Below are 23,241 nucleotides of genomic sequence, written 5' to 3'. Positions count from 1 at the left end.
AGGGGGAGCGTGGCAGCGGTGGAGCGAGAGCGCGAGGGCGGTTCCGAGCGCGACGGTGACGGGGCGGCTCTGACGCCGGAACAGCAGGAGCTGTGGCGGCAGTTCGTCGGCGGCGGTTGGGTGCTGTATCGAGCGTTCTTCCGCGAGATCGATCGGTCCTCGGCGCTCTCGTCTGCGGACTGGCGGCTGCTCGAGGTGCTGGCCGCGGTTCCGCAGCTGCGGATCAGTGATCTCGCCGAGGCCACCCAGATCGGACTGAGCACCGTCTCCCGACAGGTCACGCGCTTCCTGCGCGACGGATATGTGATCCGGGTCGAGGGCGATGGCTTCGATCAGCGCCAGAAGTGGGTGCAGATCACCGAGGACGGCCTGGCCGCGGTGGCGCCGATTCTTCAGGCCCGGGATCGAGCGGTTCGCAGTCTGATCATCGATCGTCTCACCGCCGAGCAGTTCGAGCAGTTGTGCACCATGTTCGGCGACATCGGGGCCCGCATCGCCGCCGACGAGGCCTGACGCGGCTGTCGGTGCGGCGGTCGGGCTGTCGGTCAGTCGAGGGTCAGGAGCACCTTGCCGACCGCGTCCCCCGAATTCAGTCGGGCGTGCGCGGCGTCGGCCTCGGCGAGGGGGAAGACCGAGTCGACCACCGGGCTGACGTCGCCCGAGGCGATCAGCGGCCAGGTCCGCGCGACGGTCTCGGTCACCACCGCGGCCTTCGAATCGGGGCCGCCGGTGCTGGGCCGCGACCGCAGCGTCGTCCCGGTCACCGAGGCACGTTTGGCCATCAGTGCGCCGATGTTCAGTTCGGCCTTCGCCCCGCCCTGCATGCCGATGATCACCAGGCGGCCATTGGTGGCCAGCGCCGCGATGTTCCGGTCCAAGTACTTGGCGCCGATGATGTCGAGGATGACGTCGGCTCCGCCCTCGGCCGCGAGCCGTTCGGCGAAGTCGTCGGTCGCGTAGTTGATCAAGATGTCGGCGCCGAGGTCGCGGGCCCGGGCGAGCTTGTCCTCGGTTCGGGCGGTGGTGGCGACCCGCGCACCGAGCGCGTGCGCGAGTTGGATGGCATGCGTGCCGATTCCGCTGCTCCCGCCGTGCACCAGCAGCAGTTCGCCCGGTGCCAGGCGCCCGGTCATCACGACGTTCGACATCACCGTGCACGCCACCTCCGGCAGGGCGGCGGCCGACACCAGATCCACCCCGCGCGGCACCGGCATCACCTGCACCGACGGCACCGCGACCCGTTCGGCGTAACCGCCGCCGGCCAGCAGCGCGCAGACCTCCTCGCCGATGCTCCACCCGGTGACGCCCGCGCCCAGTGCGCTGATCCGCCCCGACACCTCCAGGCCGAGGACGTCCGACGCGCCGGGTGGCGGCGGATAGTGCCCGGCCCGCTGCAGCAGGTCGGCACGGTTGACGCCGGCGGCGACCACGTCGATGACGACCTCGCCCGCGCCGGGCTCGGGCTGGGGGACATCGCTGACGACGATCGGCTCGGATCCCACAATGGCGCGCATGTCGTCCAGTCTTCCAGGATTCCGGAGGCGCCGGGGCGCGGGCGTGGGGGGATCCACCGGATGCGCTAATCTGGGTCGCCAGGGAGACGTGGCAGAGCGGCCGAATGCACTCGCCTTGAAAGCGAGCGTGGGTAAATACCACCGGGGGTTCAAATCCCTCCGTCTCCGCAGCGGGTCAGGGGTAGTTGTCTGATCGGACTACCCCTGGCTGAAGGGGTTGGCCCGAGCGCGTACGTGACTGTCCGGCCACGACGCGCGCTCAATCGAGACCGAGCCCCAATGCTGCTGAATCTCGGGAAGTCCGACGACCTGCGCCGGGTAATTCTGCAGCGTCTGGCGATCGCCGCGGTGCTCGAGGAGGCCGGGTTCGTCGCCGATCCGGCAGCCGCTACGGCGGCGCGGCTCGACCGCCAGTTCCGCATGCAGAGCTTGGTTCAGCGCTCCCTCTCGGTCACCGACGCCGCCGGGCGGCTCGGAGTCAGCACCGCTCGGATCCGTCAGCGACTGGGCGACGGCACCCTGTGGGCTTTCGATTCCGGCCGGAGCCGGCTACTGCCGCCCGCCCAGTTCACCGAGTCCGGCGGCGTGCCTCACCTCGAGAAGGTGCTGCCGCTGATCGCGAAGGACCTGCACCCGCTGACTGTGCAAGCACTGCTCACGGTGCCGCAGCCGTCGCTGACTGTGGAGGGGCGCCCGGTGTCGATCGTGGCGTGGCTGATCGGCAGTGCCGGCAGTACCCAGGACATCGAGCAGGCCGCCGACGTGATTCCACCGCGCACCCCGAAGAACCCGCACTCTGCCGTCATAGCAGGTGCTGGTTCTTGCTTTTCGCTGCCGGTGTCGAGGGCTCGGGCCAGGAACTACTTGGTCTCGTTCGGATGGTTGGTGTGCACCTGCTCCAGGAACACCGTGTGATCCTGCACGTAGAATCCAGATGCGGGCATCGCCCTTGGACGTCGGCTTGTGCTGCCAGCGGTCGTGAGTCTGTCCGTTCCTCGTGACTCGTGCGAGATCGCCGCGGAGCGGGTAATTCGTCGGAGTTTCTCGAGTCGGTGTGCGGGTGAGGAAGTCCCAGGCGTCGGCAAGTGGGCCGCGAATCGTCGCCGCAAGGTCCCGCCATCCCTTCTTGGCGCCAGCCGATGCGAATTTGATCGTGTACTCAGACTTCTTCGTTGGCCGAGGACGGTCTCGTCTTGCTTCCCCACGACTACGGACGCCCGACCGTGGCAGCGTCGTCGTCATCGAGCCATTCGACATCGGCCTGGCCGAGGCCGGCGGCGAGTGCGGTCGCCGTCTCGCGCCAAGATGTCAGCTCGGCGAGTACGCGATGTGGCTGGTCGGTGAAGAACGAGGCCCGCGCGGCGTCGACGAGATCCTGTGCGCAGGTCTCCCGATCCTTCACCGATAGCGCGAGCATCCAGGGGAATGCATTCGCCATCCGGTCGGCGAGGGGGCCGTTGTCGTCGACTGCCACGCCAATCAGCTGTGCTGCGAACTCCAGCATGCGGTTCCGGCTCTCGACGTGACGCCGGGACATCAGCACGAGGTCCTCGCCGTCGCGCCGAGTCACCGTCACCGGGTGATCCTCCGCCTCGGCGAACACCTCGGCGGAGTGCTTGCTCAAGTCCGAGGATCGACGCGTGGTGGTGCGGAACGGTGCGGTGGCCATGCGTGAATCGTATTCGGAACGTGTTCGGAAGTCCATGGTGAAGTCAGATGCCGAGGGCCTGGATCGGCCGGTGATGTGGAACCCGGACGTGCCGCCGCTCGGCAGCCTTGTCATACCCGACAGGCACAATCAGCCGCGCAGCCATCAATCCGAAACCGCACAGAGCAGGACATCGGTCGTCTTGAAACACCGTGCGCTCCCGCGCGCACGTCACGCCTTCGCGGGCACCGCGCGCACGTCCTCGGCCGCGACATCGTCGTCGGGCACCTGCTGAGCGAATCGGTTCGCCAACACCGCACACACCATCAGCTGGATGATGTGGAAGATCATCAGCGGCAGCACGTACATGCCGACCTGGGCGGCGGGGAACAGCAGGGTGGCCATCGGCAGCCCCGAAACCTGGCTCTTCTTGGAGCCGCAGAACAGCAGCACGATCGCGTCCTCGCGGGCCAGTCGCATGACGCGGCCGAGGCCGAAGAACAGGTCGAGGACCACCGCGAGCAAGACGATCGACACGGCGATCACGACCAGCAGCTCGGTCGGCGGGACCGCGGTCCACAGCCCCTGGGTGACGCCGATGCTGAACGCCGCGTACACCACCAGCAGCACCGAGCCCTGATCGACGAACGACACCAGCCGCCGGTGCCGGGACAGGAAACCGCGCAGCCGCCGGTGCAACAGTTGGCCGGCCACGAACGGGACCACCAGCTCGCCGACGATTCCCAGCAGCGATCGCGGGGTGATCTGCACCGACGATCCCAGCAGCATCCCGGCCAGCAGCGGGGTCAGGACCACGCCGAGGACGTTCGAGATCGACGCCGAACTGACGGCGAGCGCCACGTTGCCGCGGGCGATGGAGGTGAACGCGATCGACGACTGCACCGTCGACGGCAGCACCGCCAGAAACAGGAAGCCGGTCGCCATCATCGGGCTCAGGACCGACGTCGGCAACAGTGTGATCGCGATGCCGAGCAACGGGAAGACGACGAAGGTGCACGCCAGCACGACCAGTTGGAACTGCCAGCGGGTGAAGCCCGCGCGGGCGTCCGACGGCGTCAGCTTGGCGCCGTGCAGGAAGAACAGCAGGCACACCGCCACGATGGTGAGGTGGTCGAGGGCGTCGGCGGCGCCGCCGCGTGCCGGCAGGACGGTCGCCACCAGCGGCAGCGCGATCAACAACAGCAGGAAGGGACTCAGGAAGCTCGGCAGTCGAAAGCGCATGGATCGATGCTCACAGGGTCACGGTGATTCGGAAACAGTGATTCAGTAGTCACTGAATGCACGATTCGGCATAACCGGTCTATCGTCGGGGCATGGCGGATCTGGACGCGGTGCACCTGCGGACCTTCGTCGCCGTGGCCGGGCAACTGGGGTTCTCGACGGCGGCGCGTCGTCTGGGACTGAGCCAGTCGGCGGTCAGCAGGCATGTGCGGGCGCTGGAGGCGCAGGTCGGCCGGCCGCTGCTGGAGCGCGATACGCACACGGTCCGGCTCACGGCGGCGGGCGAGGTCTTCGTCGGCTACGCCCGGCGGATCCTCGATCTGGCCGACGAGGCCGTCGAGGTGCTCGGCGAGACCGGACCGCGCGGTCGCGTCCGCTTCGGCGTCTCGGAGGACTTCGCGATGACCCGGCTACCCGACTTCCTGCGCCGATTCACCGCCGTGCATCCGCACATCGACCTCGAGTTCACCGTCGAGCTGAGCGTCGTCCTTCATCGACTGCTGCGCACCGGGGAGCTCGACGCCGTCCTCGCCATGCGCATCGACGACACCAGCGGCGGCGACCCCTTCCGGTCCTGGCCGCTGTTCCGCGACCGCCAGGTGTGGATCGGGGAACCGGACTTCGCGCTGACCGCCGGCGCCCCGGTGCCGCTGGTGCTGTACCCGCGGCCGAGTCTGACGCGCGACGCGGCGCTCGACGCGCTGACCTCGGTGGGGCGGGCGCATCGGACGGTCGCGACCTCCGGCAGTCTCAGCGGACTGCGGGCCGCGGCGCTCGGCGGCCTCGGCATCCTGCCCTTCGCCGCGTCGTTGATCCCCGACGGACTGGCCGAACTCGACACGGATCTGCCGGCCCTGCCGCCCATCACCTTCGTGCTGATGACGCGGAGCAATCACGTCCCGGCTGCCACCGGCGCGCTGATCGACGCGCTGCGCGCCGACCATCCACCCTTCGCCGGCTCTCCAGGAGCGAGTCTGTGACCTGAGGAATTCGACTATCTGCGCGCGGGGTCGTAGCGTTTTCGGGTGCAGTCTGATGAGAAGAGCATCCCCGCGTGGCGGGAAGCCGACGAACTCCCGGTCCCTTTCGATGAAGCCCTCGAAGCGTGGGCGGCCGCCGCCCGCACGATTCTGATCCAGACGGCACGCTCGTACGGAGCGTTCCTCACCCAGGCCGAACTCGCCTTCCAGGTGCAGCGCGACACCGGGATCACCGCGGGCAGTCCGGTCCGACTGTGGATCGACGAGCTGCTGACGGCCGTCACCCGCGCTCGCGCCGTCGACGAACCGCTGCTGGCCGCACTGTGCGTCCGACTCGACCAGAGCGTCGGCGATGCGTACCTGCGGGTGCTCGAGTCGGTGGGTCGAGCAGAACCCGACGACGTCGAGATGGACGCGGCCACGGCGCGCTTCCAGTGCTACCAGTTCTTCGGCGCCGCGGTCCCCGCCGGTGCCCGTCCGACGCTGGCTCCCCGCGTCGCCGAGAAGCGCTCCACGCGTCGCCCGGCTCCCCGCAAGACGGCGAAGACGCCCGCGTCGACCAAGTCGAAGGCCGCGTCGCCGGCCAAGGCCGACGGACCGGCGAAGCCGAAGGCGGCCGCCAAGCCGAAGTCGAAGCCCAAGGCCGAGGAGCCCAAGCCCAAGCTGTGCCCGAACTGTTTCACGGTGCTGTCGACGTCGGGGGAATGCGGGTTCTGCTACTGAGTCGTGGCGGCGGTCGTTGGAACCTGAGCTCGGTCAGCCTGCGGTATGCCGATCATCGGTGAACGCATGCGCAACCTTCCCGCACCGCCGCCCGCGGTGTTCGACGATCTCGTGGATCCTGGACGCCAACCCGTTCGGCCTTGGCTGGACTTGCTCGCTGACGAGGTGCCGCCGACGGTGCTCGTCGCGGTTCCGCCTGCCCGCGTGATGTGGGCGACGCTGTGGCCGCGTCGCCCGGACGCGCGGATCGAGTTCTTCCTGACCCCGGCCAGGGGTGGGACCGACCTGCGCTGGCGGCTGACCGCTGATGAACCATTGCCTGACGACTCGTTGACCGGGCATCTCCGCAGGCGCGTCAACGAGCTGATCTTCGCTCGGCTCCGGTACACGTACGGGCAGTGACTGCTGCCCGGAGAGGGCATCGCCGCTTCGACGCGGCGATCGAGTGATCTGCAAATCGCCACTTGACCGATGTAACTGCCATCACATACAGTCGAGAAAGAACGTTTGCACAAACGTTCTTTCTCACTCGTAGTCGCACCCTTTCGGTGGGCTCCAGATCTGTGCGAGGTAAACATGGCCAAGGAAATCATCGTCAGCTTCGGCGTCGACATCGATGCCGTCGCCGGGTGGATCGGCTCATACGGCGGCGGCGACTCCCCGTCGGACATCCAACGCGGCGTCTGGGCCGGCCAGGTCGGGGTTCCGCGCCTCCTGAAGATGTTCAAGCGCCACGGGATCGACGCCAGCTGGTTCATTCCCGGGCACAGCATCGAGACCTTCCCCGACGAGTGCGCGATGATCGTGGCCGACGGTCATGAGATCGGCGCCCACGGCTACCTCCACGAGAACCCCGTCGCGATGACCGCGGCGCAGGAGGAGGACGTGCTCGCGCGGTCGGTCGAGCTGGTCACCGAGCTGAGCGGCAAGGCTCCGCGCGGCTACGTCGCGCCGTGGTGGGAACTGTCGGCGAACACCCCCGACCTGCTGCTCAAGTACGGCTTCCAGTACGACCACAGCCAGAGCTACAAGGACTTCGTCCCGTGCTATGCCCGCTCGGGTGACTCGTGGACGACCATCGACTACTCCAAGAGCGCCGCGGAATGGATGAAGCCGATGGTGCACGGAAACGAGATCGACCTCGTCGAGATCAGCGCCAACTGGTACGTCGACGACCTGCCGCCCATGATGTTCATGAAGGCCTCGCCCAATTCGCATGGGTTCGTGAGCCCGCGCGACATCGAAGTCCTCTGGCGCGACCAGTTCGACTGGGTCTACCGCGAGCTCGACTACGCAGTCTTCCCGATCACCATCCACCCGGACGTCTCGGGTCGTCCGCAGGTCCTTCTCATGCTCGAACGCCTCATCGAGCACATCAACAGCCACGAGGGCGTTCGCTGGGCGACGATGGAGGAGATGGCGACGGACTTCCGAAACCGCTTCCCGTTCGCCGGTGCCGAGCGCCCGATCGACTACTGAGCGACCCGGAGACGACATGTGCGGGATGTGCGGGACACCGGTGCCGCCGCCGGAATGGTGCGCCGCCGGAATCGTGGACGATCCCGGCGCTCGGCGGCGTGCGCGGGCCGCATCGGTCCGAGTCCTGTCGGAGCAGTTGGCAGGCACGGGCGTCCGCGTCGACGCCGACCTGGCGGGAACCGGATACACGGTGCGGGCCGCGGACGGTCGCAGCAGGGTCGTCGCCGACCTCGCGGCCGTCTGGCCCGCCGTCGCCCTGTTGCGGGGCCGTCCGTTCGATCCGTTGGACGAGGCCCTGCTCGCACGGCTTCTCGGTGAGGCGGCGCCGTCGTGACCTCGGTGCCCGACCGCGGCGACTCCCGGCTTCCGTTGACGATTCTCGGCGGCTTCCTCGGCTCCGGAAAGACGACGCTGCTGGAACGGACGTACCTCGATCCGAATGCGGCGATCATCGTCAACGACACCGGAGACAGATCTCCGGACCTGGTCGCCGGTGTGCACGCACTGTTGGGCGGATGCGCCTGTTGCGATCGACTCGACGCGCTGGTCGGCCTCCTCCGGAGACTCTGCGAGGACCGACACCTGGGAACGGGGCCGCATCGCGTTGTGCTCGAGACCAGCGGCCTGGCCGACCCGGCCCGCATTCTGGAAGCCGTCGAACATGACCCGATCCTGGTATCGAACGTGGTGATCGGCGACGTCGTGATCACCGTCGACGCCGAACGCGGCGTGTCCGACCTGGTTCACGAGCCGCTCGCGCGAGCTCAGGTGGAGCAGGCCGACACCGTCGTCGTGACGAAGGCCGACCTCGCCGGACCCGAAGCTCTCGGAACCGCGCTGGCGACCGTCGCCTCGGTGAACCCAGGAGCTCGCTTCCAGGTCACGGCGTTCGGCGAGGCTCGGACGGTGCCGCCGATCGACCTCGACTCGGCGGTGGAGCTGCCCGCCGTGACGACCCTGGCGCCGCCGAGGTTGGGGTGGATCCCGGTGCCGGGAACCGTCGACTGGACCGTGCTCTCGCTGTGGCTCGGAGCGCTGACTGTGGCCTACCCGCAGCAGATCCTGCGAGTGAAGGGCCTCCTACAGACCGCGCGCGGGGCACTGATCCTGCACGCTGCGCGCGGCACCGTCGGAGTGCCGACACGACTGGCCGGCCGCGTGGACGAGGGGGAGCTCGGGCTGCTCTTCGTCACCCGTGGGCTCGACCCCGACACGGTGGCGAGGTCCTGGGACGCGCACCGGCGGGCGCTTTCGGCCGACCTCTGAAACATCTCGCCGGCACGTGTCGGCGCCACCGTTCTCCAACCACTACCCCGAGGGCTCAGCCCCGGGCGTCAACAGAAAGATCATCGTGACTGCACAGCGGCCCACCGCGCCCCGTATCGACTACTTCGCGCTCGGCGGCACCATCGCGAGTGTCCGCGGCGACGGCGCCGGTGCGATACCAACGCTGACGGCAGCCGACATCGCCGACTCGGTCGACGGGCTCGACGCCGTCGCCGATGTGCGGGCACATCAGTTCCTGCTCAAACCCTCACCCGAGATCACGGTGGGCGACGTGCTGCGTCTGCGCGAGGCGATCGCCGACGTGGTGGCGGCGGGCACGACCGGCGTGGTCGTCACCCAGGGCACGGACACGATCGAAGAGACCGCCTTCGTCATGGATCTGCTTTGGGAGGGCGATCGACCGATCGTGTTCACCGGCGCCATGCGCAATCCGTCACTGCCCGGTTCGGACGGACCCGCGAACCTCCTGGCGGCGGTGCAACTGGCGGCTTCGGAGCAGGCGGTGGGCGTCGGCGTCACCGTCTGCCTGGGCGATGAGATCCATGCCGCCCGCTACGTCCACAAATCGCACACCTCCAGCCCCGCGACCTTCGTGTCGCCGGGACTCGGGCCGATCGGCTGGATCGCCGAGGGCCGCCCCGTCGTCGCCCTGCGTCCGACCTTTCGGCATCTGATCCGACATCCGGAATCGGCTGAACAGCCGCCCGTCGCCCTCGTCCGGATGGGACTGGGCGACGACGGGCGCATCCTCGGTGCGCTCGCCGGTCTCGGTTACCGCGGCGTGGTGATCGAAGCCTTCGGCGGCGGTCACCTCCCGGAGTCCGCATTGCCTGCGATCGCATCGCTGGCAGCCGACATGCCCGTCATCCTGGCATCACGAACCGGGGCGGGCGAGGTGCTCAGCGACACTTACCGCTTCCGCGGATCGGAGATCGAACTCCTCGACATGGGCTTGATCAGGGCAGGCGCACTCGACGGACTCAAATCCCGGCTGCTGCTGTCGCTCTGCCTCGCCACCGAACAGGACCGCGATGCGATAGCCGCGAGCTTTGCCGTCGTCGGCTCCACCACAGGTCCCGTCCGCGGCTGACCTGACGCTCTCCGAACCACCGAACCTCAGAACCTCCCCGTCCGGTCGATCCTCCCGATCGACCGCACGCCCGCCACGCCCGAACAACCGGGCCCGCCCAGAAGGAACCCCCGATGCCCGCTGCTGAACCACTCACCCCGACACCCCCCGACATCGACCGCGTCTGGTCGCGTCACGGGCGCCCGTCCGACGAGCTCCTGTTCCAGGGGCCGCCGAACATCAGCCCCCGGGTCATCCGCACCACGTCGATCGTCTGCTTCCTGGCCTGGGTCTTCTCGGTGTACGACTTCGTCCTCTTCGGCACCCTGCTGCCGAAGATCGCCGACGAGTTCGGCTGGTCGGCGTCGTACTCGACGGCCATCGCGACCTGGGTCACGGCGGGCACCTTCGTCGTCTCCCTGGCCGTGGGCCCCTTGCTCGACAGGTACGGGCGCAAGCCGGCCCTGATCGTCACCACCGCGGGCGCCGCGTTGGCCTCCGGCCTCACCGCAGGCGTGGTCGGTGCGCTCTCCCTGATCGGTGTTCGGTCGCTGTCGGGTCTGGGCTACTCGGAAGAGGTGGTCAACGGCGTCTACCTCAATGAGATGTACGGCAAGGGCAAGCAGCGCGGCTTCAAGTACAGCCTCGTGCAGAGCGGTTGGCCGGTGGGCGCATTGCTGGCCTCGGCCTTCGCCGCGGTCCTCCTCCCGATCGTCAGTTGGCGATTCGTGTTCCTGATCGCCACCTTCCCGGCCATCGCCATCGTGTTCCTGGGGCGTCGCCTGTTCGAGTCGCCGTCGTTCACCGCACTGCGTCGCAGTCGGGAACTGCGCGCCGACGGACGGAACGAGGAAGCCAATGAGCTCGCCGACCTCTACGACCTCGACGTCAGTCGCGACCACGAGTCCGGATTCCGCCAGCTGTTCGAGCCGGACCTGCGTCGCCACACCTTCTGCCTGTCGGGCGCCTGGCTCCTGAACTGGATGGGCATCCAGGTGTTCTCGGTGCTGGGCACCACCATCCTCACCGACGGCAAGGGCGTCTCCTTCTCCAACGCCCTCGTCATCCTGATCCTGGCGAACGTGGCCGGCTTCCTCGGCTACCTGTTCCACGGCTGGCTCGGCGACCGGATCGGGCGCCGCAACACCATCGTCATCGGCTGGACCCTGGGCGGACTCGCAATGACCGCCATGCTGTTCGGTCCGTCGTCGGCCGGCTACGTGATCACCATGTACGCGATCGGCCTGTTCTTCCTGCTGGGACCCTACGCGGCGATGGTCTTCTACATGGGCGAGTCGTTCCCCGCCCGCGTTCGCGGCGTGGGCTCCAACACCGCCCACGTCATGGGGCCGTTGGGCGCCATCGCAGGCAGCGCCGTTCTGACCGCCGTGATGAGCGCAGGCCTGCATGCCACCGCCGCCGCATTCGTCGCCGGCGCATTGGGCATCTTCATCTCCGGACTGCTCATGCTGGGCGCCCGGACCACAGCGCAGTGACCGCTCGGCAACGACCATCGATAGGAGCCTTCAGATGACCGACCTGCACCAACCGACCCGAGACGACGGACTCGTCGGGAGAGTCGCCGTGATCACCGGTGGCGCCAGCGGCATCGGTCGTGCCCTGGCCGTCGCCTACGCCAGGGCGGGCGCCGACACCGTGGTCGGTTACTACCCGGGCGATCCGCACGATGTCACCGAGACCGTCGACGCGGTCGCCGAACAGGGACGCCGGTGCGTTCCGGTGGCCGTCGACGTCCGCAGCACCGAGCAGGTCGATGCGTTGGCCCAGACGGCGCTCGAGGAGTTCGGTCGACTCGACATCGCGGTCGCCGCGGCCGGAATCCTGCGGCGCAATCCGTTGCCGGAGATGAACGACGAGGCATGGGCCGACATGCTCGACGTCGATCTGACCGGCGTCGTGCGCTTGTTCCGCGCCGCAGCGGCCCGGATGGCCGACGGCGGCGCCATGGTCGCGATCTCCTCGATCGCCGGCGGCGTCTACGGCTGGGACGAGCACGCGCACTACGCAGCAGCCAAATCGGGTCAGGCCGGCCTGTGCAGGTCGCTTGCGACCGAGCTCGCGCCGCGCGGCATCCGCGTCAACGCCGTCATCCCGGGACTGATCGAGACTCCGCAGTCGCTCGACGCGGTGAACTCACTCGGCCCGGACGGGCTCGCGGCCGCCGCCGCCGGGATTCCCGCCGGTCGCGTCGGTCGGGCCGACGATGTGGCCCGGGTGATCCGATTCCTCACCTCAGACGATTCGGTGTACCTCACCGGGCAGCAGGTGATCGTCGATGGCGGGCTCACCGTCCGCTGGCCCGACTAGACGGCAGTTGTGAAGGAGTAGAGATGGTATTGAAAGGCAAGGTCGCACTCGTCACCGGCGCGGGCGGCGGGATCGGCGCAGGTATTGCCGAGGCCTACGCGGAGGCCGGAGCCGACCTGGTGCTGGCCGACCTCAACGGCGATTCGATGGAGCCGGTCCGGGAGCGTTGCGAGGCGCACGGCGTGCGTGTCAAGACCGTCGCCGTCGACGTCACCGACCCGCACGGCACCAAGGAGATGATCGACGGTTGCGTCGCGGACTTCGGGCGCATCGACGTCCTGGTCAACGGCGCAGGTCTGCTGACCGAGGCTCCGCTGGTGGAGATGGATCCGGCACTCTGGGATCAGATGATCTCGGTGGATCTGACCAGTGTCTTCCTGTGCTGCCGCTGGGCGGCCCCGTACATGGTGGCGCAGAACTCGGGTCGGATCATCAACATCGCGAGCCAATTGGGGATCAAGGGCGGGGAGGGCCTGGTCCACTACAGCGCCGCGAAGGCGGGCGTCATCGGCCTCACGAAGGCACTGGCGCGCGAACTCGCGCCGAACGGCGTCCTCGTCAACGCCATCGCACCCGGTCCGATCGAGACCCCGCTTCTCGCCGGCATCACCGAGCAGTGGCGTGATGCCAAGCAGGCCGAGCTGCCGCTCGGCCGGTTCGGCACGGTGCGGGAGGTCGCACCCACGGCGGTGCTGCTCGCCTCCGATCCGGGCGGCAACCTCTATGTCGGGCAGGTGCTGGGGCCCAACTCCGGCGATGTGATGCCGTGAGTCGTCTCGCGATCGTCGACCGGCCCGGGACAGCGGGACCGGTCGACGATCTGCGCTCACCCGGCGGCTGAGCGGGCGGTGGTCGAGCCGCGGGCCCGGAGCTCGACCGGCAGCACGATGTCGTCCGGGATCGCGTCGGGCTTCTCGATGCGGCGGAGCAGGAGTCTGACGCCGGCGGCGCCGATCGCGTGGGCCGGCGTCACCACGGTCGTCAGCGGCACCGGCAGTTGGGACGCGAAGGGGATGTCGTTGTAGCCGACCACGCCCAGCTCCTCGGGAATCGACAGCCCGAGATCGCGGGCGACGCCGAGCACCCCGATGGCGATGGAGTCGCTGACCGCAAAGATCGCGTCGGGCCGGTCGGGGCCGTCCAGGAGAAGGCGGGCCGCAGCAACTCCGCCGGGGACGTCGAAGGCTGCGTGCGTCACATGGTGAGCGGGCAGGGTCACGCCCGCTTCGGTCATCGCCTCGAGGAATCCCGCCAGTCGATCGTGTCCGGTGGTGGCATGCCGCGGTCCACCGATGACGGCTGGTCGACGATAGCCGCATGCGAGCAGATGCCGCCCGGCCAGCAGTCCGCCGCGATGGTCGTCCCCGGCCGCGAAGGGCAGACCGGAGTCGGCGTGCCTGTTGACCGCGACCATGGGAACCGACAGTCCGAGGTCCGAGACGAAGTCGGCGGCAGGACTGTGCAGGCTGCTGAGCAGGATGCCGTCCACCTGTCGACCGGCCAGCAGTTCGATTGCGGCACGCTGTTCATCGGGTTCGTCCGGCGGGCTGCTGAGCAGCAGCGAGTAGCCGGATTCGCGGGCCTCCTGCTCGACCCCCTGATAGATGGTCGCAACCACCCCGTCGGTCAGGCGCGGCATCACCGCGCCGAGCGTGGTGGTGCGCCGGGTCCGCAGGCTCGCAGCCCACAGGTTGGGGCGATAACCGAGTTCGTCGGCCACTGCGCGAACCCGCAGGGCGGTCTGTGACCACCCGTCGACCGGTTCGCTCTGACGCAGCACCCTCGAGACCGTCGACATGTGCACGCCGGCACGCTCGGCGATCTCCTTCATCGTCGGCGGTCGATGGTTTCGCCGGGCCTCTGTCACGGCCGGTGCTCCACTGCAGGTGAGGCGTGCGCGGCGGATCTCGGCGCGGCGGTCGAGTCCCGAACTACCAGCTCGACGGGCAACTTCTCGGACACGACGGCCTTGCCGTCGATGAGCTCGATCAGGCGGCGCACCGCGGTGCTCCCGACCTCTCGCGAGGGGCTGCGGACCGTCGTCAGGGCGACGGGCAGCTGAGCGACGACGGGGATGTCATTGTACCCGACCAGCGAGACGTCGTCGGGGACTCGAAGCCCCAGATCGCGAGCGACGCCGAGCACCCCGATGGCGGCCGTGTCGTTCACGGAGAAGATCGCCGTGACACGGTTCGGACCGTCGAGCAGCGCATGCGCTGCGGTCAGCCCCCCGTCCACTTCGAAACCGGATTCTACGATCCGCTCGCTCGGAATCGGCACGCCCGCCTCTTCGAGGACTTCCATGAACCCGGCCACCCGATCCGCGCCGGTGGTGGCGTGGGCGGGGCCGGCGATGACGCCGATCCGGCGGTGTCCGAGGCCCACCAGATGCTCGGCCGCCAGTCGTCCACCCGAGTGGTCGTCACCGGTGATCGCGGGGATCCGGCTGTCAGCGTGGCGGTTCAGAAGCAGGACGTGCGTGTTCTGCAGCCGCAACGGGTCGAGGAACTCGTCGGCGTCTCGGTGCAGACTGGTCAACAACAGGCCGTCGACCTGCCTGCTGCGCAAGAACTCGATGGACCGTTTCTGAGCTTCCAACGTGTCCGGCGGACTCGCCAGCAGAACCGAGTACCCCGCTTGCGTGGCTGCGTCCTCGATGCCCTCGAACATCGTGGCGATGACGGTGTCGGTCAGTCGGGGCATCACCACCCCGATCGTGTCGGTGCGTCGAGTACGCAGGCTCGCCGCCCAGGGGTTGGGGGCGTAACCGAGCTCGTCGGCCACCTCCCGCACGCGCAACGCCGTCGGCGACCAGCCATCGGGGGGTTCGGCTTCGCGGAGGACCCGGGAGACGGTGGAGATGTGCACGCCGGCACGATCGGCGACCTCGCGCAGGGTGGGGGCGCGACGACGTGAAGTGCGGCGCGGATCTGCTCCGGGCACGGTCGAACTCCTTCTGCGGTCGGATATGGGTGTCTTCGATGCCACCTTATCGTCGCGATCACGAGGATCAGGCAGGGGATTGACTCGCTCCGGTGATCGTGTCTACTCTCACTTCATCACGATGCAATCGATTGCGCAATGCATTGCATGCATCGGTGAGAACGTGACCCCCGAGACAGACAAGGACTCCCATGGCCGACACCCGCACCGTCACCGAACTCTTCGCCCTCGACTCGCTCCTGTCCGACGAGGAGCGACAGATCCGCGACACCGTCCGCAAGTTCGGTGAGGACAAGATCCGCCCCCACGTCGCCGGCTGGTTCGAGGAGGCCCGCATCCCGGCGCGCGAGCTGGCCAAGGAGCTGGGCGGACTCGGCGTCCTCGGCATGCACCTGGACGGCTACGGCTGTGCCGGGATGAGCGCCGTGACCTACGGTCTGGCCTGCCTGGAACTGGAGGCGATCGACTCGGGCATCCGCTCGCTGGTGTCGGTCCAGGGGTCGCTGGCGATGTTCGCCATCCACCACTGGGGCAGCGAGGAGCAGAAGCAGGAGTGGCTGCCGCGGATGGCCGCGGGCGATGCGATCGGCTGCTTCGGCCTCACCGAGCCCGACTTCGGCTCCGACCCGGGCGGCATGCGCACCCGCGCCGTCCGCGACGGCGGCGACTGGGTCCTCAACGGCGCCAAGATGTGGATCACCAACGGCTCGGTGGCCGACGTCGCCGTCGTCTGGGCCAACACCGATCTGGAAGAGGGCTCGCGCGGCATCCGCGGCTTCGTCGTCCCCACCGACACCCCCGGATTCTCGGCGCCGGAGATCAAGAACAAGATGTCGCTGCGCGCCTCGGTCACCTCCGAGCTGGTCCTGCAGGACGTGCGTCTGCCCGAATCGGCGATGCTGCCGAAGGCCGCCGGGCTGCGCGGCCCGCTGAGCTGCCTCAACGAGGCCCGCTTCGGCATCATCTTCGGTGCCATCGGCGCCGCCCGCGACTGCTTGGAGACCGCTGTCGACTACGCGTCGAGCCGCCTGGTCTTCGACAAGCCGCTGGCCGCCTACCAGCTCACCCAGGCCAAGCTCGCCGACATGGCGCTCGAGGTCGGCAAGGGACATCTGCTGGCCTACCAGCTCGGCCGACTCAAGGACGCCGGCGAGGTGGAGCCCGCGCAGGTGAGCCTGGGCAAGCTCAACAACTGCCGCGAGGCCATCAAGATCGCGCGCGAATGCCGCACCATCCTGGCCGCGAACGGCATCACCCTGGAGTACCCGGTCATCCGGCACGCCAACAACCTCGAATCGGTCCTCACTTACGAGGGCACCTCCGAGGTCCACCAGCTGCAGATCGGACGTGCCCTGACCGGCGCGTCGGCTTTCCGGTGACCGACGCTCCCGGTGCGCTCGACGGCCTCGTGATCGCCGACTTCGGTCGAGTGCTCGCGGGGCCGTACGCCACCATGCTGCTGGCCGATCTGGGTGCCGAGGTCGTCAAGATCGAACGGCCCGGCGCCGGCGACGACACCCGTTCGTGGGGCCCGCCGTACGCCGACGGTCAGGCCACGTATTTCCAGTCCGCCAACCGAAACAAGAAGTCGGTGGCGTTGGACCTGCGCGACGCCGACGATCTGGCGGCCGCGCGCGATCTCGCCGCCCGCGCCGACGTGGTGGTCGAGAACTTCCTGCCCGGCGCGATGGACCGCCTGGGTCTGGGCTACGACGCCGTCGCCGCGACCAACCCCGGCGTCGTCTACTGCTCGATCACCGGCTTCGGCGGCCACAACGACCTGCCCGGTTACGACCTCCTCGTGCAGGCCGTCGGCGGCCTGATGAGCATCACCGGGTCGTCGCCGCAGGAGCCGACGAAGGTCGGCGTCGCGCTGGTCGACGTCATCACCGGCCTGCACGCGGCGGTCGGGATCCTGTCGGCGCTGCGGCACCGCGACCGGACCGGACAGGGGCAGCGCGTCGAGGTGAACCTGCTGTCGTCGCTGCTGTCGGCGCTGGTCAACCAGGCCTCGGGGTACGTGGGCGCCGGCGTGGTGCCGCACGCCATGGGCAACGCCCACCCGAGCATTGCGCCGTATCAGCCGTTCCCGACCGCCGACCGGCCGATGATCCTCGCCGTCGGCAACGACCGCCAGTTCGGTTCGCTGGCCCGCGCGCTCGGTGCGGCGCAGCTGGCCGACGACGCGCGCTTCGCCACCAACGCCGACCGCGTCGCGCACCGCGGCGAGCTGATCGACGAACTGACCGCCCTGCTGGCCGCCGACACCGCCGACGGCTGGTTCAAGCGGCTCACCGCCGTCGGCGTCCCGTGCGGGCCGATCAACGACATCGGCGAGGCCTTCGCCCTGGCCGACCGGCTGGGACTGGCACCGATCGCCGAGATCGACGATCCGCGCCGCGAGCAGGCGGTGCGCACGGTCGCGAACCCGATCCGGCTCTCGGCCACGCCGGCCGCCTACCGGACCGCGCCGCCGGAGCTGGGGGAGGAGTAGCCGCGGGGCCGTCCAGCCTTATCCGGTTGGGGGCCGCTTCACCGCGCCGACTCCCGGTACGGCGCGGACGTCGCGCTGAGGCACCTCGTGGCCTTCCGCGCAGACGACGGCGGCCCGCACCGGGGCGCCGCAGCCGCGGTGGACGACGTCGACGAGCGGCCCGGAGCCGTCGTCGCCGTGCTTGTCGCCCCAGCGGAGCATCGCGATGAAGACGGGCTGCAGGTCGAGTCCGGCTGCGGTCAGTCGGTACTCCTTTCGCCGACGTCGACCGGGCTCTTGATATTCGCGGGCCTCGATCACGCCCTTGTCGACGAGCCTGCGCAGTCGGTCGGACAGCACGGAGTCGGAGACGCCGGTGTGGTCCTTGATCTGGTCGAACCGGCGGACGCCGTTGAAGACCTCGCGGAGCACCAGGGCGCTCCACCGGTCGCCGATGACGTCGAGGGTGCGCTGCACCGAGCAGTTGTCGGTGTCGTAGGCGAGCCAGTCCATGCCTCGATCCTATCTGGCTTCGGTATTGACAGTCAGCATCGATTCGATCTAGCTTTCTTATTAGAAGTCAGCGTCCGGCCGGGCGCTGCGGAACCAGGAGGCCGTCATGACCGAAACCGCCGCAATCCCCGACACCACCAGTGAGTTCATGCAGGCCTCCGGCCTGGTCGTGACGGAGGCCTCGGGCAGTCGCGTCGAGGGATACGTCGATCTCGACCAGCGCCATCACACCCCGTTCGGTGTGGTGCACGGCGGCGTCTACGCGACGCTGGTGGAGAGCGCGGGCAGCATCGGCGGGAGCCTGGCCGTCGCCGACCGCGGCCAGTTCGCCGTCGGCCTCAACAACTCCACCGACTTCCTGCGCGCGTCCACCGGATGTCGGGCCGCGGTGACCGCCGAACCGATCATCCAGGGTCGCACCCAACAGCTCTGGCTCATCCAGATCACCGACGAGGCCACCGGAAAGGACCTCGCCCGCGGCCAACTGCGGCTGCAGAACCTTCCGCTGCCGTCGCGGGACTGACCCGCCGGGCCCTCCCTGTGCGACCATCGATGGCGTGGTCGACTACCTGGTGCCCGACTGGGCCAACGCCGCGTTGGTGATCATCGACGTCCAGCACGACTTCGTCGGCGGGCCGACGGCCGTCCCCGGCACCCGGGAGGTGCTGCCCTCGATCGCCGCGGTCGCCGCGGAGTTCCGCAGGCTCGGTCGTCCCATCGTGCACGTGGTCCGCTCGTACAAGCCCGGCGAGAGCGACGTCGATCTGGTCCGCCGCGGCGCCGTCGAGGCGGGCGACGCCGCCGTCGCGCCCGGAACGCCGGGTGCCCGGATCCCCGACGAGCTGCTGCCCGGGCCGGTCGAGCTGGACTGGGAATCGCTGCGTTTCGGCGCCGTTCAGCAGGTCGGCGACGCCGAGTTCGTCCTCTACAAGCCGCGCTGGTCGGCGTTCTTCCGCACCCCGCTCGACTCGCTGCTCGGCGACCACGACGTGACCACGGTGATCGTGGCGGGGACCAATCTGCCGAACTGTCCGCGAGCGACCCTGTTCGACGCGACCGAGCTCGACTACCGCACCGTCGTGATCACCGACGGCACCTCGCAGACCACTCCCGAACGTCTGGCCGATCTGGAGTTGATCGGGGTCCGGCTCCGCACCGCGGGAGAGGTCGTCGAGGCGCTCGCCGGCGAGGAACTGCTCGGCGCCGCCGAGACGCTGTGGGCCGATGCGCTCGACGAGGTGTCCGACGACGACTTGGAGCGCCCCAGCGGATGCGGCGACTGGACCGTGCGCCAGCTCGTCGACCACGTCGCCGGCGGCGCCGCGCGGTACACGATCCTGCTCGAGGGCGGCTCCGCGGCCGAAACGGCCGCCACCCGCGACCTCGACTACATCGGCGCCGACCCGACCCGCAGCTTCTGGGATCGGGAGCATCGACTGCGCGAGGTCGCCGAACGGTCCGACCTCACCGTCCTCGTCGATCACCGGGCAGGCAAGCGCACCGGCGAAGCGCTGATGCAACTGCGCCTGCTGGAGCTGACGCTGCACAGCAAGGACCTCGCCGACGCTCTCGGGCTGCCGTGGGATCCGCCTGTCGAACTCCTCGATCACCTGTTGGCCGTCGGTACCCCGATCATCGAGGACCTGCGCCGACTCGGGTTCTTCGGGCCCGCGCTGCCGACCGGCCCCGAGTCCGACGCCGCCGCTCGGCTGCTCGCGCTCGCGGGCCGCCCGGCCGGATAACCTGAACCGGTGACCACACCGCCGGCCGAGCCGATCGTCGATCAACGCCGCTTCCGGCTCGCCTACGTGCCCGGTGCGACCCCCGGCAAGTGGGTCCGCAGATGGCGGCAGCGGTTTCCGGACGTGCCGCTCGACCCCGTCCCGTGCGAGGTCGCCGACAGTGCCCGGCTGCTGGCTGAGGGGACCGTCGACGCCGCCGTCACCCGGATCCCGCGTGCCCTGGACCTGGCCGATCCCGGCCCGCACCACGTGATCGACCTGTACGAGGAGACCACGGTCGTCGTCGTGCCGAAGGACCACTACCTCACCGCCGCCGAGGAACTGCACCCCGACGACGTCGCCGAGGAGAACTTCCTGGTCCCGCTCGACGATGCGCTGAACTGGGCCTGTCCGCCCGGGATCGTCCTGCAGCACCGGCCGGAGACGACGTCGGATGCGATCGAACTCGTCGCCGCAGGCATGGGCCTGCTGGCGGTCCCGCAGTCGCTGGCGCGGCTGCATCACCGCCGAGACCTGGTCTATCGGCCGCTGGTCGGCGCCCCGACCAGCCGCGTGGGACTCGTGTGGCGCGCTCCGACCTCAGATCTGGCCGACGAGTTCGCCGGTCTGGTCCGAGGCCGCAGCGCCAACTCCTCGCGCGGGCAGGAGCCGCAACCCAAACGGACTGCCAAGGAGAAGGCCGCGGCCAAGCGCGCCAACCGGGAGGCCGCGGGCAAGGTCCCCGGGCGGAACTACGGGAAGTCGGCGCGGCGCGGTCGGCGGTAGGGGGCGTCCGCGGGTCCGCAATCCGCTGTCGCAGGCTCGGTCTACGGTGGAGTGCGGTGACCCGAAGGAGGCAGTGGTGAAGATCGCGATCGAACCGATCCAAGACGAGCATCTGGCCGACGCGGTGCGTCGTGCGGGCAGTGAAGTGGTGGCGCTCGACGATGCCGACACCCTGGTCTGGATCGGTGGCCCGGACGGGTTTCCCGAGCTCACCGACACGATCCGCTGGGTCGCGCTCGCGACGGCCGGCATCGAGAAGTTCGTCGCCGCCGACGTGATCGACGATCGCCGGCTCTGGACCAATGCGTCCGGCTTCTACGCCGCGGGGGTCGCCGAACACGCACTGGCACTGCTGCTGGCCGGCCTGCGGCAGATCAACACCGCGGTCCTCGACCACTGGGCCAAGGACCGGATCGATCCGGCGGTGCGAACCCTGCGCGGATCCACCGTGGCGATCATCGGTGCGGGCGGGATCGGGGTGGAGCTGACCCCGCTGCTCGTCGCGTGCGGTGCCCGGGTGATCGCCGTCAACCGCAGCGGCCGCGAGGTGCCCGGCGCCGAGGTGACGCTGCCGTCGAGCCGAATCGATGAGGTGTGGGCGCAGACCGACCACGTCGTGCTCGCGGCGCCCGACACCCCGCAGACCCGGCACCTGATCAACGACGACACGTTGAGCCGACTGCATCGGCACACCTGGATCGTCAACATCGCGCGCGGACCGCTGATCGACCAGGCCGCACTGCATCGGGCACTCTCCGACGGTGTGATCGCCGGCGCGGCGCTCGACGTGACCGACCCGGAACCGCCCAGCCTCGACGATCCGTTGTGGTCGCTGCCGAACGTGATCATCACCCCGCACGTGGCGAACCCGGCGTCCGGCCTCACCCGCGAGATGGCGCCCTTCCTCGCCGAGAACATCCGCCGGTTCGAAGCCGGCGAGGAGTTGCTGGCCGCGGTGACGCCCGGCGTCGGATACTGACGCGTCGGGGGTTCGTCTCGATACGCTCGCTCACTTCGTTCGCGGGTTACTCGACAAGCCTGGGGCGGTTATCAGGGTGGTCGAGTAGCGGGACCTGGGGGTGGTTCCCAGGGTGGTCGAGTAGCGGGACCTGGGGGTGGTTCCCAGGGTGGTCGAGTAGCGGGACCTGGGGCGGTTATCAGGGTGGTCGAGTAGCGACCGGAGCGTAGCGGAGGGCGCGTATCGAGACCTGGGCGGTGTCTCGATACGCTTGCGCACTCGGCGTTCTCAAGTGGTGGTTGCAACACGTGCTGTGTTAGCTGGCTGATTTCGATAGTAGTTCGTTGAACATTTCTGCAGGTGTTGCGAAGTCGAGTGTCGCGCGGGGGCGTCGGTTGAGTAGGTCCGCGACGCGGGCGAGTTCGTTGACGTCGTGGACATTGAGGTCGGTGCCTTTGGGGAAGAACTGACGCAGCAGGCCGTTGGTGTTCTCGTTGCTTCCTCGTTGCCAGGGGCTGGCGGGATCGCAGAAGTAGACCTGCACGGTTTCGGAGATCTCCGCGTGCCGTGCCATCTCCGAGCCTTGGTCCCAGGTCAGAGATCGTGCCAGATGCTCGGGCAGGTGCCCGAGAGCGGCGATGATCGCATCGCGGACCCTGTCGGCGGTGTGCCCGTCGGGCAAGTGCAGCAGCATCACGAAACGAGTACTACGTTCGACGAGGGTCCCGATGGCTGATCGGTTGCCGGTCCCACAGATCAGGTCACCTTCCCAGTGCCCCGGGATCGCCCGATCAGCGACCTCGGCCGGGCGATCAGCGATCATCACCATCGGGTTGGTGAAACGGTCCTGCTTGTGCCGCTGGCCCGGGATCTGGCGATGCGCACGCCCGGTCCGTAGTGCCTGCTTGACCTCGACTTTCAGGTTCCCGCGGCCCTGGATGAACAGGGACTGATAGATCGCCTCGTGACTGATGTGCATGCTCTCATCATCGGGGAACTCCCGCAGCAGCCGCCCGGCGATCTGCTGCGGCGAGAACCGATCCGCGAGCATCGCGGTCACGAAATCATGCAACCGCTGATTGACCTGCGAATGCAGCTTCCCCAGCCGAGGGCGACGACGTTTGCGAGCTGCCAACTCATCGGCCACGTGCGGCAGGTACTCCCCGTCGACGCAGTTGTTGCTGAGCTCGCGGCTCACGGTCGACTTGTTCTTCCCGATCGCCGTGGCGATATCAGCCATCGACCAGCCACGACCGCGGAGATCGCTGATTCGGAGACGATCAGACAAGGTCAGGAACCGGCTTCCCGCCGGCAGAGTGCATGAGCTCACCTGCTTACTCATAGTCGCCTTGATCGCCGAAATCTGCTGTGACACAGCACTATCTACCGCCGGGACCCCGGCCTGGTTCCGGCCCCACGGTGCCCGGACCAACCGCCGAGCCCGCCGATACCGGCGCGGCGCCGCCGACACCAGACCAGCCGCAACGAGGATCTTGCGAGCCTTCTCCTGCGAGATCCCGACCGCGGCCGCGGCCTGCTTGATCGTGCCGTGCGCCCCGAACGCTGCGATCACCACC

General features: G+C 68.8%; 25 protein-coding genes, 1 tRNA gene and 1 pseudogene. 20 read left to right on the top strand and 7 right to left on the bottom strand.

Annotated elements, in window-relative coordinates:
- The first annotated feature begins 9 nt into the window (after positions 1–9).
- A complete protein-coding gene (locus AAFO60_RS07470) occupies positions 10–513 on the top strand; it encodes a MarR family winged helix-turn-helix transcriptional regulator (protein ID WP_347955533.1) in 504 nt (167 codons plus the stop codon).
- A gap of 32 nt (positions 514–545) precedes the next feature.
- Here the strand turns inward: AAFO60_RS07470 and AAFO60_RS07465 are convergent, their stop codons facing one another.
- Positions 546–1,514: an NAD(P)H-quinone oxidoreductase gene (locus tag AAFO60_RS07465; protein WP_347955532.1), complete on the bottom strand. Its 969-nt coding sequence runs from the start codon at positions 1,512–1,514 to the stop codon at positions 546–548.
- A gap of 82 nt (positions 1,515–1,596) precedes the next feature.
- Between AAFO60_RS07465 and AAFO60_RS07460 the strand changes: the two genes are divergently transcribed.
- Together AAFO60_RS07460 and AAFO60_RS07455 are read left to right on the top strand one after the other, a co-directional pair.
- Positions 1,597–1,682, top strand: a tRNA-Ser gene (locus AAFO60_RS07460).
- A gap of 111 nt (positions 1,683–1,793) precedes the next feature.
- Positions 1,794–2,429 carry a hypothetical protein gene (locus AAFO60_RS07455; protein ID WP_347955531.1) on the top strand — a complete coding sequence of 212 codons (636 nt, stop codon included), beginning with the start codon at positions 1,794–1,796 and terminating at the stop codon, positions 2,427–2,429.
- Between the two features lie 292 nt (positions 2,430–2,721).
- Here AAFO60_RS07455 and AAFO60_RS07450 read toward each other — a convergent pair whose 3' ends face one another.
- Both AAFO60_RS07450 and AAFO60_RS07445 read right to left on the bottom strand, forming a co-directional pair.
- On the bottom strand, positions 2,722–3,183 hold the full coding sequence (locus tag AAFO60_RS07450; protein WP_347955530.1) for a prevent-host-death protein: 462 nt from the start codon (positions 3,181–3,183) through the stop codon (positions 2,722–2,724).
- Positions 3,184–3,393: 210 nt separating this feature from the next.
- Complete coding sequence (locus AAFO60_RS07445) at positions 3,394–4,404, bottom strand: bile acid:sodium symporter family protein (RefSeq protein WP_347955529.1); 1,011 nt, start codon at positions 4,402–4,404, stop codon at positions 3,394–3,396.
- Between the two features lie 92 nt (positions 4,405–4,496).
- Here AAFO60_RS07445 and AAFO60_RS07440 point away from each other — a divergent pair, with 92 nt between their 5' ends.
- The 10 genes from AAFO60_RS07440 to AAFO60_RS07395 all read left to right on the top strand — a co-directional run bounded on the left by AAFO60_RS07440 (position 4,497) and on the right by AAFO60_RS07395 (position 13,040).
- Positions 4,497–5,384, top strand: a complete 888-nt coding sequence (locus AAFO60_RS07440) for a LysR family transcriptional regulator (RefSeq protein ID WP_347955528.1) — start codon at positions 4,497–4,499, stop codon at positions 5,382–5,384.
- Positions 5,385–5,429: 45 nt separating this feature from the next.
- Positions 5,430–6,107 (top strand): hypothetical protein, encoded by a 678-nt coding sequence (locus tag AAFO60_RS07435; protein WP_347955527.1) that lies wholly within the window; start codon positions 5,430–5,432, stop codon positions 6,105–6,107.
- 66 nt (positions 6,108–6,173) lie between these two features.
- Positions 6,174–6,509, top strand: coding sequence for a hypothetical protein (locus AAFO60_RS07430; RefSeq protein WP_347955526.1), 336 nt, complete (start codon positions 6,174–6,176; stop codon positions 6,507–6,509).
- A 174-nt stretch (positions 6,510–6,683) separates the two neighbouring features.
- Positions 6,684–7,586 (top strand): polysaccharide deacetylase family protein, encoded by a 903-nt coding sequence (locus tag AAFO60_RS07425; RefSeq protein WP_347955525.1) that lies wholly within the window; start codon positions 6,684–6,686, stop codon positions 7,584–7,586.
- 25 nt (positions 7,587–7,611) lie between these two features.
- Positions 7,612–7,920 carry a hypothetical protein gene (locus AAFO60_RS07420; protein ID WP_347955524.1) on the top strand — a complete coding sequence of 103 codons (309 nt, stop codon included), beginning with the start codon at positions 7,612–7,614 and terminating at the stop codon, positions 7,918–7,920.
- Positions 7,917–8,852: a CobW family GTP-binding protein gene (locus AAFO60_RS07415; protein WP_347955523.1), complete on the top strand. Its 936-nt coding sequence runs from the start codon at positions 7,917–7,919 to the stop codon at positions 8,850–8,852. Before AAFO60_RS07420 ends, AAFO60_RS07415 begins: the two co-directional genes overlap by 4 nt.
- Positions 8,853–8,937: 85 nt before the next feature.
- The gene (locus AAFO60_RS07410) at positions 8,938–9,963 is read left to right on the top strand and encodes an asparaginase (protein ID WP_347955522.1); all 1,026 of its coding nucleotides are present in this window, start codon (positions 8,938–8,940) and stop codon (positions 9,961–9,963) included.
- A 113-nt stretch (positions 9,964–10,076) separates the two neighbouring features.
- Positions 10,077–11,438 (top strand): MFS transporter, encoded by a 1,362-nt coding sequence (locus AAFO60_RS07405; protein WP_347955521.1) that lies wholly within the window; start codon positions 10,077–10,079, stop codon positions 11,436–11,438.
- A 34-nt stretch (positions 11,439–11,472) separates the two neighbouring features.
- Positions 11,473–12,270: an SDR family NAD(P)-dependent oxidoreductase gene (locus tag AAFO60_RS07400; protein WP_347955520.1), complete on the top strand. Its 798-nt coding sequence runs from the start codon at positions 11,473–11,475 to the stop codon at positions 12,268–12,270.
- A 23-nt stretch (positions 12,271–12,293) separates the two neighbouring features.
- Positions 12,294–13,040, top strand: coding sequence for an SDR family NAD(P)-dependent oxidoreductase (locus tag AAFO60_RS07395; RefSeq protein WP_347955519.1), 747 nt, complete (start codon positions 12,294–12,296; stop codon positions 13,038–13,040).
- A 56-nt stretch (positions 13,041–13,096) separates the two neighbouring features.
- Here the strand turns inward: AAFO60_RS07395 and AAFO60_RS07390 are convergent, their stop codons facing one another.
- Together AAFO60_RS07390 and AAFO60_RS07385 are read right to left on the bottom strand one after the other, a co-directional pair.
- Positions 13,097–14,101, bottom strand: coding sequence for a LacI family DNA-binding transcriptional regulator (locus AAFO60_RS07390; RefSeq protein WP_347955518.1), 1,005 nt, complete (start codon positions 14,099–14,101; stop codon positions 13,097–13,099).
- Between the two features lie 32 nt (positions 14,102–14,133).
- Positions 14,134–15,213, bottom strand: a complete 1,080-nt coding sequence (locus AAFO60_RS07385) for a LacI family DNA-binding transcriptional regulator (protein ID WP_347955517.1) — start codon at positions 15,211–15,213, stop codon at positions 14,134–14,136.
- A 191-nt stretch (positions 15,214–15,404) separates the two neighbouring features.
- Here AAFO60_RS07385 and AAFO60_RS07380 point away from each other — a divergent pair, with 191 nt between their 5' ends.
- Positions 15,405–16,592, top strand: coding sequence for an acyl-CoA dehydrogenase family protein (locus AAFO60_RS07380; RefSeq protein ID WP_347955516.1), 1,188 nt, complete (start codon positions 15,405–15,407; stop codon positions 16,590–16,592).
- Complete coding sequence (locus tag AAFO60_RS07375) at positions 16,589–17,707, top strand: CaiB/BaiF CoA transferase family protein (RefSeq protein WP_347955515.1); 1,119 nt, start codon at positions 16,589–16,591, stop codon at positions 17,705–17,707. The genes AAFO60_RS07380 and AAFO60_RS07375 overlap by 4 nt, the downstream gene beginning before the upstream one ends.
- A gap of 18 nt (positions 17,708–17,725) precedes the next feature.
- Here the strand turns inward: AAFO60_RS07375 and AAFO60_RS07370 are convergent, their stop codons facing one another.
- Entirely contained in the window at positions 17,726–18,199 is a 474-nt protein-coding gene (locus tag AAFO60_RS07370; protein ID WP_347955514.1) for a winged helix-turn-helix transcriptional regulator, read from the bottom strand.
- A 106-nt stretch (positions 18,200–18,305) separates the two neighbouring features.
- Here AAFO60_RS07370 and AAFO60_RS07365 point away from each other — a divergent pair, with 106 nt between their 5' ends.
- From AAFO60_RS07365 to AAFO60_RS07345, 5 genes and pseudogenes are all read left to right on the top strand, one after another.
- Positions 18,306–18,722, top strand: a complete 417-nt coding sequence (locus tag AAFO60_RS07365) for a PaaI family thioesterase (RefSeq protein WP_347955513.1) — start codon at positions 18,306–18,308, stop codon at positions 18,720–18,722.
- Between the two features lie 34 nt (positions 18,723–18,756).
- Positions 18,757–19,386 (top strand): annotated as a pseudogene (locus AAFO60_RS07360) (cysteine hydrolase family protein); the annotation flags it as partial.
- Positions 19,387–19,392: 6 nt separating this feature from the next.
- Entirely contained in the window at positions 19,393–19,941 is a 549-nt protein-coding gene (locus AAFO60_RS07355) for a TIGR03086 family metal-binding protein (protein ID WP_432211699.1), read from the top strand.
- 9 nt (positions 19,942–19,950) lie between these two features.
- Positions 19,951–20,706, top strand: coding sequence for a LysR family substrate-binding domain-containing protein (locus AAFO60_RS07350; protein WP_347955512.1), 756 nt, complete (start codon positions 19,951–19,953; stop codon positions 20,704–20,706).
- A 76-nt stretch (positions 20,707–20,782) separates the two neighbouring features.
- On the top strand, positions 20,783–21,685 hold the full coding sequence (locus AAFO60_RS07345; RefSeq protein WP_347955511.1) for a D-isomer specific 2-hydroxyacid dehydrogenase family protein: 903 nt from the start codon (positions 20,783–20,785) through the stop codon (positions 21,683–21,685).
- Between the two features lie 295 nt (positions 21,686–21,980).
- On the opposite strand, the gene AAFO60_RS07340 is transcribed toward AAFO60_RS07345, so the two are convergent.
- Positions 21,981–23,138 (bottom strand): IS30 family transposase, encoded by a 1,158-nt coding sequence (locus AAFO60_RS07340; protein WP_432211698.1) that lies wholly within the window; start codon positions 23,136–23,138, stop codon positions 21,981–21,983.
- Between the last annotated feature and the right edge of the window lie 103 nt (positions 23,139–23,241).

The organism is Gordonia aichiensis (genome assembly GCF_039946255.1).
Taxonomy (GTDB): domain Bacteria; phylum Actinomycetota; class Actinomycetes; order Mycobacteriales; family Mycobacteriaceae; genus Gordonia; species Gordonia aichiensis_A.
This window is presented reverse-complemented; position numbering and strand designations above follow the sequence as displayed.